General features: G+C 40.3%; 11 protein-coding genes. 2 read left to right on the top strand and 9 right to left on the bottom strand.

Translation table 11 applies throughout. The features are described 5' to 3' along the window. Window positions 1-94 precede the first annotated feature (94 nt). Together MTH_RS01570 and MTH_RS01565 are read left to right on the top strand one after the other, a co-directional pair. A complete protein-coding gene (locus MTH_RS01570; protein ID WP_010875981.1) occupies window positions 95-1528 on the top strand; it encodes a flippase in 1434 nt (477 codons plus the stop codon). Next, entirely contained in the window at window positions 1525-2745 is a 1221-nt protein-coding gene (locus tag MTH_RS01565; RefSeq protein WP_010875980.1) for a Coenzyme F420 hydrogenase/dehydrogenase, beta subunit C-terminal domain, read from the top strand. Before MTH_RS01570 ends, MTH_RS01565 begins: the two co-directional genes overlap by 4 nt. On the opposite strand, the gene MTH_RS01560 is transcribed toward MTH_RS01565, so the two are convergent. From MTH_RS01560 to MTH_RS01520, 9 genes are all read right to left on the bottom strand, one after another. Then, complete coding sequence (locus MTH_RS01560) at window positions 2728-3927, bottom strand: polysaccharide pyruvyl transferase family protein (RefSeq protein WP_158296319.1); 1200 nt, start codon at window positions 3925-3927, stop codon at window positions 2728-2730. The two genes, MTH_RS01565 and MTH_RS01560, sit on opposite strands and share 18 nt — an antisense overlap. A 239-nt stretch (window positions 3928-4166) precedes the next feature. Further along, complete coding sequence (locus MTH_RS01555) at window positions 4167-5681, bottom strand: DUF6541 family protein (RefSeq protein WP_158296318.1); 1515 nt, start codon at window positions 5679-5681, stop codon at window positions 4167-4169. Between the two features lie 566 nt (window positions 5682-6247). Continuing rightward, the gene (locus tag MTH_RS01550; RefSeq protein WP_269889827.1) at window positions 6248-7384 is read right to left on the bottom strand and encodes a glycosyltransferase family 4 protein; all 1137 of its coding nucleotides are present in this window, start codon (window positions 7382-7384) and stop codon (window positions 6248-6250) included. 106 nt (window positions 7385-7490) lie between these two features. After that, a complete protein-coding gene (locus MTH_RS01545) occupies window positions 7491-8465 on the bottom strand; it encodes a hypothetical protein (protein WP_143485727.1) in 975 nt (324 codons plus the stop codon). Continuing rightward, window positions 8401-8922 carry a GNAT family N-acetyltransferase gene (locus MTH_RS09275; RefSeq protein ID WP_010875975.1) on the bottom strand — a complete coding sequence of 174 codons (522 nt, stop codon included), beginning with the start codon at window positions 8920-8922 and terminating at the stop codon, window positions 8401-8403. The genes MTH_RS01545 and MTH_RS09275 overlap by 65 nt, the downstream gene beginning before the upstream one ends. After that, the gene (locus MTH_RS01535; RefSeq protein WP_010875974.1) at window positions 8913-10034 is read right to left on the bottom strand and encodes a glycosyltransferase family 4 protein; all 1122 of its coding nucleotides are present in this window, start codon (window positions 10032-10034) and stop codon (window positions 8913-8915) included. The genes MTH_RS09275 and MTH_RS01535 overlap by 10 nt, the downstream gene beginning before the upstream one ends. After that, window positions 10031-11122 carry a DegT/DnrJ/EryC1/StrS family aminotransferase gene (locus MTH_RS01530; RefSeq protein ID WP_010875973.1) on the bottom strand — a complete coding sequence of 364 codons (1092 nt, stop codon included), beginning with the start codon at window positions 11120-11122 and terminating at the stop codon, window positions 10031-10033. Before MTH_RS01530 ends, MTH_RS01535 begins: the two co-directional genes overlap by 4 nt. Beyond that, window positions 11119-12165 (bottom strand): GDP-mannose 4,6-dehydratase, encoded by a 1047-nt coding sequence (locus MTH_RS01525; protein ID WP_010875972.1) that lies wholly within the window; start codon window positions 12163-12165, stop codon window positions 11119-11121. Before MTH_RS01525 ends, MTH_RS01530 begins: the two co-directional genes overlap by 4 nt. Then, entirely contained in the window at window positions 12162-13289 is a 1128-nt protein-coding gene (locus MTH_RS01520) for a glycosyltransferase family 4 protein (protein WP_048060795.1), read from the bottom strand. The genes MTH_RS01525 and MTH_RS01520 overlap by 4 nt, the downstream gene beginning before the upstream one ends. Window positions 13290-13358: the final 69 nt, after the last annotated feature.

Raw genomic sequence — 13358 nt, 5'->3', positions numbered from 1 at the left:
TACTGAATGGCGACTGTGATCCGCACCGTTCCCAGTTTATCTTCAGGATAGCCAGAGTCTGTATCTGCTTTAATCATGTTTCAGGTGCTAAAATATGAACCAGGTCCAGAGGATAGTCAAGAACATCGGTGTTACCGGGAGTGCCCAGATATTAACAGCCCTAATGTCATTTGTATTCATGATATACCTTGCAAGGTTCCTGGGAGAGGCCGGTTTCGGTAAATATAATTTCGCATTCTCCCTCACAACACTACTTGTAACCTTCACCGATCTCGGGGTTAACCAGCTCCTCGTAAGGGAGATTGCACGTGAAAGGGATCTTTCATCATACTATGTTAACAATGCCGTGTTCCTGAAGATACCCCTCTCAATCCTCACATTCGTCCTCATCGCCGTCCTGGCGTGGACCTTTAACCTGTCTAGTGATGCATCGATCCTCCTGTATCTCTTTGGAATCTACAATATTCTTTTAACGGTTTCAGGCACATACCTGTCACTCTTCCAGGCCTGGGAGAGGATGGAGTACGTTGCACTCTTCCAGATCATAGAGAGGCTGTTCATAGTAACCCTGGGACTGGGTGTGCTCATCATGGGGTACGGTTTGATGGTCGTTGCCTGGGTCTATGTATTTGCAGGGATACTGGATATTGCTGTTGCAGCATCCCTGAGCTTCAGAAGGTTCATAAGACCTTCCAGATCCATTGATACTGGGCTCCAGAAGAAACTACTCCTGATGGGTCTGCCCTTCGGTCTCAATTCACTCTTCGCAGTCTTCTTTTTTAAGATTGACACTGTTCTTCTCGGCCTTCTCAGGGATGACGTTGCGGTGGGTATCTACAATGCTGCCTACAACCCTCTTCTGGCCCTCAGCATGATCGTGGCTGGTATGGTGTCTGCAGCGGTCTACCCGGTCATGTCAAGGTACTTCCGGGAGGATGCCGGGTCGCTGAGTGGCTTCACAAGGATATCCTCGAGGTACCTTGCAATCGCCGGTTTCCCTGTTGCTGCAGGATGCCTAGTCCTTGCAGATAGATTCATAGGCCTTTTCTATGCCGGCGGATACTCTGGAGCGGTGCCTGCATTCCAGATACTCGCACTCTTCATCCCGATACGGCTTGTGAGTACCATAACAGGGACCCTTCTGAGTTCCATTGACCGGCAAGGGTACCGGATGCTTAGTGTTGGTATAAGTGCAGCTTTCAACATAGTCCTTAATATGATACTCATACCATACTACAGTTATATCGGCGCTGCTGCTGCAACGGTGCTTTCTGAGCTCCTCCTCTACATCCTCTTCCTCTACTATATAGGTAAAGCCCATGGGGATGTGAAGCTGAACCGGGAGTTCATCAAACCTGCTGCAGCATCAGCCCTCATGGCCCTGATGATCTACCCCCTCAGGGAGATCAACCTGCTGCTGGTGATAGGCGCAGCAGCTTTAATCTACCTCATATCCCTCATCCTTCTGCGTGAGTTCAGAGAGGAGGACAGGGCCCTTTTAATGAACCTTCTGGGGAGGAATACATGAAGAATGTCGGCGACGTTGGGGACCTCTGCACTGGCTGCGGAACCTGTGCGGCGATGTGCCCCCTTGAGAGTGTTGTGATGAGAATAGATCATGATAGGGGTGTCTATGAACCCCTTGTTGATGGTGAGTGTGATGGATGTGGTGTCTGCCTGAGGGTCTGCCCCGGAGTGGGGGTTGACTTCACTGACCTCAACATGAGGGTTTTTGGAAGGGAACCTGATGATATGCTGATGGGTAATTATGAGGAGTGCTACATTGCCCACAGCCGTGATGATGAACTCAGGTATGGTGCGTCCTCCGGTGGTATGATAAGCCAGATCCTGATTTATCTACTGGAGGAGGGCCTCATCGATGGCGCCCTTGTGACCCGTATGAATCCCGAGAGGCCCCTTGAACCTGAACCCTTCATTGCAAGGACGCCTTCGGAGATCATCGAGAGCAGGGGATCCAAGTACTGTCCCGTACCCGCCAACGTTGCCCTCAAAGAAATACTTGAGGTGCCGGGGAGGTACGCTGTTGTGGGTCTGCCCTGCCACATCCATGGGGTGCGGAAGGCTGAGGTGATCAGCAGAAAACTGAGGGAGAGGATAGTTTATCATCTGGGGATTGTCTGCAATCATGCACCAAGTTTCAGGGCGACGGAGTTTCTCCTTGAAAGGCTTGGTGTTGATCCAGGGGACGTTAAGTCCATAAGGTACCGTGGTGAGGGCTGGCCCGGGAGTCTGAGGGTTGAAACAGAATCAGGTGACCTACTACTACTACCTGAGTACTGGGGATCCGGGTTCGGGCAGTTATTCATGCCTGAGAGATGCAGGCTATGCGCTGATCATATGGCAGAACTCTCAGACATCTCCTTTGCAGATCCCTGGCTCAAGGAACTCAAAGACGAAAAGAAAGGGAGGACACTTGTAATCATTAGAAAATGGCCTGAGAAGTTCGCCGGAATCCTGAAAGGTGGTATATGTGAGATGGATAAGATTAAACCTGAAAAGGCACTCCTCTCACAGATATATAATATTTACATGAAGAAAAAGTTGTGCAGAAGGTCCATGTATAATGGGAGTTTTCCTGAGATAGATTTCATTGACAGAATCATCCTATCATTTGAACCATCACGGTTGAAGATCCCATGGACCATTAAAAGGAGGTATATCTTTTTCTATTCTATGATTGTAGCTCTAAAGGCAAGAATGGATTTTTTAGGAGATTCCAAGTGAGTCGCATAGTTCCTTAACAAGCTCTCCATTCTTCCATGCTTTCATTTTAACCTCAGGGATGACCTTTCTGAGGTGGTCCTGTATTTCCTCCCGGTTCTCCCATGCCTTTAATGTCTTCTCTATTAAGATTTCAGAGTTGAGATCCTCGATATCTATAATATAATCTTCCAGGCCTAGCATCTCGCCTATGATACCATGCATCTTGTGGCTGTATGCTATCCCAACGGTGGGTACGAACATTGAGGTTGCTGCAATGGTTGCATGCATCCTGGCGCCTATGAAGAGATCACACTGACCTATAATTGATTTAAGTTCCTCGGCATCATATTCTTTATCTATAAGTAAAAGCCTCTCTGAATCAAAATGTTCATAAATTTTAGAGAGGATCTTAAGGTCAGAGTCCTCACCGTATACATGGGGAACCAGTAAAACATTCACATTCTTGTTTTTAAGGAGGAAATCGATTGTATCTATGGATAGTTTAAGAATATCAAGAGATTTAGCAAAATTTGTTATTAAGGGGCTCACATTAAAACCTATGACATGGTTATCATTTTCGTTTTTTTGGTTCCTTGAAGAAGGATTCAATAAAAATGCCGAATCGGCTGTTAGGTAATAATTTTTTGATTTTAAACTATTCTGAAGATATTCATAGGATTTGGGTTCTCTTACTAATATTAAAGAAGACCTTTCGAGAACATAATTTAGCAGGAATCCAAGACATCTATTTTTAGGATAGCCCAAACTCTCAGAGTACAATACAACAGGTTTATCTAAGAGAATGGCGTACAGAAGATTAACAAGTGTTATTATAATCGACCTTCCATATTCCCCCGAGAGATGGTCGCCGCCAGTGTTAATTAAAACATCGGCTTCCTGAATATTTTTTAAAATAATATTATTTTCAAATTTCATCTCCATTTTTAACCTTTTAAATAGAAAAATTTTTAGAAGTAGGAATAATGATCCCAAAACCATTAAAGGTTTCTTTAAACTCATTTCATAAGTGGGGTTTTCTAAAACAGAATAATAGGAATTATCAACTTTAATCTTTTCATTTCTAACACCCACAAACACAAAATTGCAATTTTCAATCAAGGACTTTATTGTTGCAACGGTTGACTTCACAAGGGCTTCATTGCCTTTGTTATCTTTATTGACACCCAAAACCAAGAATTTCACCAAATTCGCCTCCTCCTTAAGATCCCATAAACGATTGTATCATCGATACATTACTTTTTGAAGTTTATATAATCTCCTTTCGAATCCTAATCTAAATGTAGAATGGAAGTTCACATGAGGAATCCTCAGTATTTGTTCCTAAAGAATTCTACTGCTCCCTAACCTTAGCCAAGCCAAAAATAAAACAAAAGAAAATCACTTATATTTTTACAAAGCCCGATTTTACCAGATACAAAAAATCATGCGACTATTAAAACCCTTGATCCTCCGTTATCATAAATTGTGCTCATATTAACAATCAGATCCTTGTAATTATTAATCGATTCAACATTATCCAACTTAAGAGCCCCATTAACAACGCGGGGAGGTGCTAAGGGATAATCCAGAAATACGAGACGTTGATATAAATTGAAGTGTGTCAGATATACGTAACCGCCAGTTTCTGTATCTGTCCCATTGAAGAATTCCCTATCTACCCTAGGATAAGTACTGAAACCGTATATTATCCTTGAGTATATCATTTTGTCGCCGTGTATCACTGAAGTTTCATTGTAATGGTTGCTAAGCCATAGAGCACCGGTAACTTCATTATCATAGATGAATGTCTCATAGCGTCTCTCACCACCATCATCATAGGCATAGGAGTAGGGTATCCCTGCGAAATGATAGTTAAGATAGGTTGTGCATGAGAAGAGCAGGATAAGGAGTACAATGATTGATGGGATCCTCCACCTCACCCTTCCTATGAAACCAGTCAACGCATCAATACCAGTAATAAACAGGGGAGCCAGTATCACAAGTAACTGTGTGAAGAGCCGGGGCCCCCCATAACCCTTTGAGACAAAGGGAAGGGCAATGAATGCTACAAGAATTCCCATACAGAGAATGACAGCTGCAAGGTATTCCCTCCCCTGACGGTACTCCTCCTTAAAAATAACTGCAAGCGCACCGGCACCGATCAGTGCAAAGACTGTATCATGGACAAGGGTGCTCAGAAGGTTTGGGAAATTTGAGATGCCTATCCCCACAACCGCAAGTTCAGAGTTGTTCCTCATATCAGCGCTGAAGAATTCAGACATGCTCCTCAAGGTCTTTGTGAAGAATGAGACTGCTGATTTAAATGGGGCTCCTGTGGCCTGGGCATACCATGCGAATACAACCACAAAGAACAGAACTGCAAGGGATGCTGCGAAGAAGCCCCTGGAATCATCCGGGACCTTAAGTCTTTTCATGACCCTGACCAGGATGGGTATGAGTGCCACGAGGAAAAAGAAGACATAGGCCGTCGTGTAGTGTGATAGAACAGTCCCCACCATGAAAACCACGAACAGGAGTTTCTTATGGGATCGCCTCATATCCCCCGTAAGGACCATGACGGCTGCAGCGAAGAAAAGGAGGGCTACAAGCTGTCTGCACCACCCAAGTATGTAAATGAACGAGAACTGGAAAATGAAAAGAAGAGTGGCATAGAATCCATAATCACTCCTTTTGAGTATCCTCTCTGATATCAGGTAAACCGGGAGTGGCATGAGGGCGCCTATAAATCCATAATAGAACTTGAAGATGTAAACCTCTGGGACGTTAAGGAGCACCTTGTAGATTACCGGTAGAACGGTGACAGAGAGACAGGCATTGTATGCATTATAGGATCCAACGTGCATGTCCCAGTGATGAGCCATAAGAGCCTTTCTGAATAAATAGAACTCCCAGTGTATGTCCCTACCAATGAGATAATTTGATGGCAGACCATTCATGATAAGAAGGGATAGGGAGATGCTGAATATAGCTACTGGATATGTTGCTGGTCCGATCTTTTTCTTGAAAACTTCTAAAAGGATTATGTAAACTGGTATAAACAGCAAAACAAGTAATAGAACTGTGTTAACAGAGTATTTATTCATAAGGTATGATCCAATAACCGTTAAAACAGGAAAAAGGAGGGATGAAAGTGCCGTGGAGAGGTTACCTGAAGCTTTAAGGTTTAACGGTTCTTCACCCCTCAAATGATAAATCACCATCAATGCAATGATGAGCAGATTAATGGCTGAAAGTATGGGTAGGAGTGAAAGTGGCCTCATTATTAGAGGATAAAAACTGTTTATGATGAGTCCAGTCATCATCATGAGGAATATGCTGAGAGCTGCTGCAATAACGGAGCCATCGATCAGTTCAACCTTGAACTTCAGAATACCAAGCAGAAGATATCCTGGAATAATTGTAAAGAATATGAAGGGTAATGACTGCCTTAAAACAGGAATATCTGCAATGATTGATAGGTCCGTGATCAAAAGTAAAAGTAGCATGTAGAGTATGTCCTTTCTCATAACAATCCCCTGTAGATCTCCTCAAGTTTCTTCACGTGATCCTCGATGCTGTACCCCTGCGAAGATTTATATGCATTCCTTTCAAGTTCTTTAAGTATGGATGGGTGCTCTGAAATTCTTTCAAGAATCCTCCTGAGTCCATTAACACTTCCCGGTTTAAAGAGGAAACCGTTATATCCGTCCCTCACAACTTCAGGGATACCACCTATCCTGCTTGCAATTACTGGCGTTGAATTCATGAAACTTTCCAATATAATCATGCCAAAGACCTCATAGCATATTGAAGGCACCACAGTGACATTGGCATTTTGATATGCCTTTTTCAATTCCTCAAATCCGTTTGCATATCCTCTAAAAAAAACATTCAGATCCTTTGATATACTTTTAAAGTAATCCTCGTGGACCCCTCTTCCATATATATCCACACATATGTTCTCATCATCAATCCTTTTAAGGGCTTCAATAAGAATATGAAGACCTTTGTGTTTACTCAATTCTCCCACATAGAGAAGCATCAGTTTCTTATGATAAGGTTTAGAAGAGGGTGATGTTTCGCCTAACTCTATCGGGTTAGGTAATTTAATCATCTCCGTTTCATTGAAAATGTTATTTTCTCTTAATTTGTTGATTAAAAACTGGGAAGGTGAAATTACGACATCAACAGCGCCACCCAATAAGAATTTCTTAATTTTAGCGTAACCCAAACATATTAATGACCCTTCTTCACATATGCTGTTATCAGATCGAAGCAAGTTAGCCTTTGGACATATAACACTGTAATCATGTGCTGTGAAAACGACAGGCAACCCATTATTCTTTATTTCATTAAAAAGGAGGGTGGAGAGACCTCCGAAGTTATGAACATGGACTAAGTCCGGTTTTTCATCAAGGAGAATTGTCCTAATTTTATTTTTTAATCTTAAATTGAATGTGTCTATGATGTGCCACATAACTTTTGAAGGGATTTTATGATTATTCTGGTTTTTGAAGTTGTCGTAAAAGGCATATAAATTATTGGGAGGTAATCTGTAAATTTTAACCCCATTCATATATTCCTCACGATAGTGTTCATTTGGACTTGTAGTTATTACGAAAACCTCATGTCCTCTTTTTACTAGGTGCTCGGCCTCAATCTGAGCAACTCCTGTAGCCCCTCAAAATGCGAGTGGGGGGTAAAGACTGCTAAAAAGACATATTTTCATGGATTCACCCAGAAATCAAGTTTTGATTGATCAAGAGTTATATAATGATCCTTCTCTCAGTATAAAAATTATTGCTCCTTTCAGGAAACAGAGCTTCATTAAATAGTCTTGTTTCTACTGCCTCATCCTTTAACTTATTTTTTGGGAAAAACTGAATCTGTTGTTTTCTGTAATAGTGATAACTGCTATTCCTATTCTTTGGGTTATCAGTGAGCCTCTCAAGTAGGGGCTTTATGGTTTCTCCAAGTTGCAATTTATTTTTATTCTCGGGTGGGTGAAAACAGCGGCATATACTTCCCATGATAATATCTAAGAATTGGATGAAATGAGACTCCTTCTTATAGGAGCTTTCCCTGCGATGATCTGAATCTATAAAAATTATTGTTTTGTTATTAATTCTTATCCTGTTTTCCCTTGTTATTCTTTCTGCGGGTTGCCATGAAAATAGGTCGTAATACTGCTGTTGTCCCTTATCATGGAAAATATGATCTATGACGGTATCCTCTCCAAAAAAATATTTTATACCCCCCAGCAAAACTGTCCTGAAAAATCTATTATAAATACTCATCTTTCTGTTTTTAGCATCAAATAAGTTATAATCAATTTTAGAGAGATCCAATCCTAATATGTTAAAATACACAAGACCCCTATCCTTTTTATTATTGGTTTCAAGTAAAAATTTGAGCCAATTTTGAGCTATTGTGAATTTGTTGTTAGCTCTCACGTCTTTATAATGTATTTCTGTGTTATTTTTTTCATGAAATCCACAGGGATCTAAACACGAATTTTCATTCCACGAATTTCTTTTTATACACCTGCAATTTAAAAGTTCATTTAAGAGTTCTGCCTTTTTATGGAGAGGAACAAACAAGGCTCCTATATAAATCCATTTCTTATCAAAAAACGCTTCATCAGCATAGATGTCTAAATCGGAATTTACCATAGGATCAGCCCCAGAAAACCATACTATAATCAGGATAGAATTTACCTCCCCATCTTTCTCTTTTTTCATGATATTCGGTAACCTCAAATCCTAATTTTTTATATAATGAGATTGCAGATTTGTTTTTGGCCATCACAGTTAAATGTATCTCATTAATTCCTTCTTTTTTACAGATATCAATCATAGCATCAGCAAGGTTCCTTCCAATTCCCCGACCTCGCCAACGTCTCCCCACAACTATACCAAAATTTTTAGCAACCTTCCGTTCTTTAATATTTGATATAAACACAAACCCCTGAATCGATCCCTCATGCTCCGCTACCAATGATATTACAGAAAGCTTATTATTTATTAAATCGAGGTATTCATACAAAAAATTTGAAAAAGCAAAGTATAATATTATCAAAAAAACTAGAGGGTATCTAAAAGGGAATGGGTGGAATAAGATTCTTTCGTTTTCTTTTAGAGACATGTAAAAGTTAGTAAGAGACCATACATCAGACATTTTAACCATCCTTATCTGCAAGAAATCTCCTCCTCAAGATATTTAGAGAAATTTTGGCAGATTACATCAAAATCTAGATGTTTACGTGCCCATCTATATCCTTCATTACCCATATGCTTATTTAAAGTAGGATCCTCGATTAATTTTATTATAGCTTCTGCAAATGATACATAATCTCCATTTTCAACCAGAAATCCATTTATACCGTCCTTTATGGTATCTCTATTTGCACCCGTATCAAATGCTACCATGGGTTTCTTCATTGCAAAAGCCTCGGCCCTGAGGAATCCCTCCCACGATGAACATGTAGCATAAACGTCACATGATGCATAATAATCTGGTAATTCTCCCCAGGGAACTTCTCCTGTGAATATAACATCCTCCTGGAGATTTTTGTTTTTTATAACTTTTTTAAGCTTCCGATAATAAGCAGGGAATGTTTTGCGACCCACGATAACAAGTTTAGAATCATCAAATTCCTTTTTCACGATTTCAAAGGATTCTATTAAAAGATCAATATTTTTGTTTGGTGCAATACGCCCCACGTAAAGTATGGTAGGACCTCCAAAATCAGGTTTATTATACTCATTTCTGTAATCAAAATAATCAAAGTTTATTCCATCCAGATACATCTTATGGGAATTAAGACCATAGTTATCCATTATCCATTGTTTAACAAAACTACATGGCGCTAACAACCCATCGGCACGATTTGCAGCATATTTATTCATGAAGCGGGCTAATTTCATGTATAATCTTTCATTGAAATTCATGTTTTCAAGTAAACACATAGGAGGACCGCTCCATTCTGTCACGATATTGAGAGTATCCATATTGGTAGGAAAGAATGGAAAAAAGTTGGCAGGGAAATGGTGAACGTTTACAACATCAAAATCCTTAACCTTTTTTCTGAAGCTATAAGAACTAGGTATGATTGGTGCAAAAACTGCATTAACAAGACGGTTTTCATGGAATGGAATAGAGATAGTGTTAACAATGGGGTTGTCATATTCATTGAAAAATGTGAAGATACTCACATCATGATCTTTTTTCAGTCTTTTTGCAAGTTCCCATATCACAGTATCTATTCCACTACCTCTGACCATGGTATGATGAAAAAACGCTATTTTCATTCAAAAAACTCCCTTACTCTATCAACAACGTATTCTATGGCTTCATCTCCAATTTCAACACTTGATGGAAGACTCAGACCACCATAAGAGAGGTTTTCTGCCACAGGATAGCTGGAATCATCTTTATAGGGAGGCATTAAATTAAGAGGATAAAAAAATGGTCTTGTATCCACCCCACAAGAATTAAGGTACCTTATTAAATCCATGTTCTTCCTTTTTTTAAGGACAATCGAATAAACCCAGTATACAGATCTGGCCCATAACATCTCTGGGTGCAACATTAATTCTTCATTTTCATGTAATTCAGCAAGACCTCTATTGTATATCTCAGCTATTTCCCGTTTTCTATTAATAAAACCATCAATTTTTTCTAATTGAGCAACACCCACCGCAGCCTGTAAATTAGTCATCCTATAATTGAATCCAACCTCCTCGTGCCAGTATCTCTTTTCCGGTCTCATACCATGATCCCTTAACACTGCCATTCTCTCAGCAAGCTCCTCATCATTAGTAAGACACATTCCACCTTCACCAGTGGTTATTATTTTGTTACCATAAAATGAAAAACAAGACACGTCCCCGAAGGTGCCGATCTTTTTCCCTCTGTATTCTGCTCCGTGGGCCTCCGCAGCATCCTCTATAATAATCAATCCATGTTCATCGGCAATATCCCCAATCCAGCCCATATCACATGGATGACCATAAAGATGGACAGGTATTATCGCACGTGTGTTCTTATTTATTTTTTCCTCAATCCTTGATGGATCAATGCACCAGTAATCAGGATGTGAATCTACAAGTACAGGTTTTGCATTACAGTATATGACTGCATTTGCTGTGGCTGCAAAGGTTAAAGATGGTACAATAACCTCATCTCCTTTTTTTATCCCAACTGATTTAAGGGCAAGGTGAAGTGCTGTTGTCCCATTTGATGTGCTTATCCCAAAGCCCATGCCATGATATCTTGCAAATTTTTCCTCGAATTTAGTTATAAATTCTCCCCTCGAACTTATCCATCCGCTCTTTAGAGCTTCCAGGACATTTTCTAACTCTTCATTTCCAATAGATGGTTCTAGAATAGGTATCATGATCTCAGTGCCCTCGTTATCAATTTTGTTTCATCAGGATAATTTGACGCGTCCCAGGGGAATTTTTCTCCGTTCTGCCACCTTTCCCATCTTTCAAGATCCTCTCTAACCATGATCTTCACAAGTTCTTCAAATTTGGTTTTAGGTTGCCAACCAAGGTTTTCTCTGGCCTTTGAGTAATCACCACAGAGATAATTAACATCAAGAGGTCTGAAAAATCTCTTGTCCACTTTAACATAATCCTGCCAGTCGAGACCAAGTTCCTCGAAACTTTTTTCACAGAACTCCCTAACAGTATGAGTCTCTGCTGTAGCTATTACGAAGTCATCAGGCTCTTTGTGCTGGAGCATCATGTGCATAGCCTCAACATAATCAGGTGCATAACCCCAGTCCCTCTTCGCATCAAGATTTCCGAGAAGGAGCTCATCTTCAAGTCCAAGGGCTATTTTTGCAGCGGTATTCGAAATTTTCCTTGTGACAAACTCAAGGCCACGTAGCGGACTTTCATGGTTAAAGAGTATTCCATTACAAGCAAAAATGTCGTATCCTTCTCTGTAGATTCTGGTCATCCAGTACCCATAAAGTTTTGCAGCTGCATAGGGACTCGATGGCTTAAATGGAGAGTTTTCATTAAGGATTGTGGTGTGACCATCCCCATATATCTCACTGCTTGAGGCTTGATAGAATCTTATATGGGGATTATAATGTCTTATTGCTTCAAGCATGCTTGTAACAGCAACACCGGTAACATGTGCTGTACTCGTAGGCTGTTCGAATGATGTTCCAACAAAGCTCTGTGCAGCAAGATGGTATACTTCATCTGCATCAGATATTTTAAGTGATTCTAGAAGTGAGAACTCATCAGTCAGATCTGCGGGTACGAGATTAATTCTATCAAATATTTCAAGGTACTGAAGTCTCCAGAAATTAGGAGTTGAAAGCCTTCTGTAAATTCCATAAACCTCATAGCCCTTTTCCAAGAGAAATTTTGCCAGATAAGCCCCATCCTGACCAGTTATTCCTGTAATCAAAGCACTCTTCATTTTAAAACCTCTAAATAAACATTTTCAGTTAAATCAGCAATTTTATCCCAGCTATAACTCTCTGCGAATTTTATACAGTCTTTTCTTAATTTTTCATGTTCATTCATTATTAAAATTATCTTTTCCTTCAGATCATGAGGATCTAGATTAAATAGAACACCATTTTTTCCGTTGATAAGTTCTCGGCTAGCATTAAGTTTATGGTTAGTTGTTATCACAGGTAATCCAGCGGCATTTGCTTCTAAGGTGACCAAACCAGCCCCTTCTCTTGAAGATGGAAAAACAAAGATATTACAAGATTTCATATACTTATATACTTCATCATCAGAGGGAACTCTACCCATGAACTTGACCTGGGCTTCAAGACCAAGATCTCTCGTGATTTTCATCAGGTTTTCCTTTTCAGGACCATCACCAATTATAATACACGTTAGCTTAAATCCGTCGTCTCTGAGTAAATGAAGTGCCTTTAAGAGCACATCCACGTTTTTGTGCTTAATTAGACGTCCAACAAAGATCAAATTTGCTTTCTCAGAAGAAGGTTTAATTTTTCTTATTTTATTGAAGGGAACTCCATCAGGCACAATGTGTATGGAATCCTTACAAAAGCTCAGATAGTTCCTAACATGGGAGGATATAGTTATGTAATCTGATGTTAAATTGAAAGTCAACCTCTCTACGATTTTACCAAAAATCCCAACCTTGCCAAGATACTCATACCAGTAGTCCCCCCAGTACTCCAGAACTGTTATGATGAGGGAGGATTTATTAACTAATGAAGCCAATTTTGCAGAAAAACATGAAAAATATGGAAACTGCTGACAGTCTATGATATCAAATTTCTCCCTTAAAAGAGGTCTTGTTAGACTTATGGAAAATTTGATGGCTGCCTTTATTGATCTTCTGCCATTCACATATATTTCAAGTGGTTCACAGACTGCATGGTATTTTATACCATCAATCTCAATGGTTCTTTCCCCATTATCTGGCAGCCACCACCCCACACAGTACCAGTGGACATCATGTCCCCTCTCAGCGAGCCTTCTTCCAATCTCATAGACCCTCTTTTCCACACCGCCCTTGATCCATGGATAGGCACCATCATAAACAAATGCTATTCTCATCAGATCTTCCTCTTCAACATGTACTCTACGTGTCTCCAGCCATCTGAAGGAGGGGTTTTGACCTCCTCT

The organism is Methanothermobacter thermautotrophicus str. Delta H, from assembly GCF_000008645.1.
GTDB lineage: Archaea > Methanobacteriota > Methanobacteria > Methanobacteriales > Methanothermobacteraceae > Methanothermobacter > Methanothermobacter thermautotrophicus.
The sequence above is the reverse complement of the archived record's forward strand: the minus strand, read 5'-3'. Positions and strand labels throughout refer to the sequence as shown.

Coding starts and splice junctions, on each gene's coding strand:
- MTH_RS01535 (WP_010875974.1), bottom strand. CDS start 10,034: ATGAAAATAGCGTTTTTTCATCATACCATGGTCAGAGGTAGTGGAATA.
- MTH_RS01545 (WP_143485727.1), bottom strand. CDS start 8,465: ATGAAAAAAGAGAAAGATGGGGAGGTAAATTCTATCCTGATTATAGTA.
- MTH_RS01530 (WP_010875973.1), bottom strand. CDS start 11,122: ATGATACCTATTCTAGAACCATCTATTGGAAATGAAGAGTTAGAAAAT.
- MTH_RS01520 (WP_048060795.1), bottom strand. CDS start 13,289: ATGAGAATAGCATTTGTTTATGATGGTGCCTATCCATGGATCAAGGGC.
- MTH_RS01525 (WP_010875972.1), bottom strand. CDS start 12,165: ATGAAGAGTGCTTTGATTACAGGAATAACTGGTCAGGATGGGGCTTAT.
- MTH_RS01555 (WP_158296318.1), bottom strand. CDS start 5,681: ATGAATGGTCTGCCATCAAATTATCTCATTGGTAGGGACATACACTGG.
- MTH_RS01570 (WP_010875981.1), top strand. CDS start 95: ATGAACCAGGTCCAGAGGATAGTCAAGAACATCGGTGTTACCGGGAGT.
- MTH_RS01565 (WP_010875980.1), top strand. CDS start 1,525: ATGAAGAATGTCGGCGACGTTGGGGACCTCTGCACTGGCTGCGGAACC.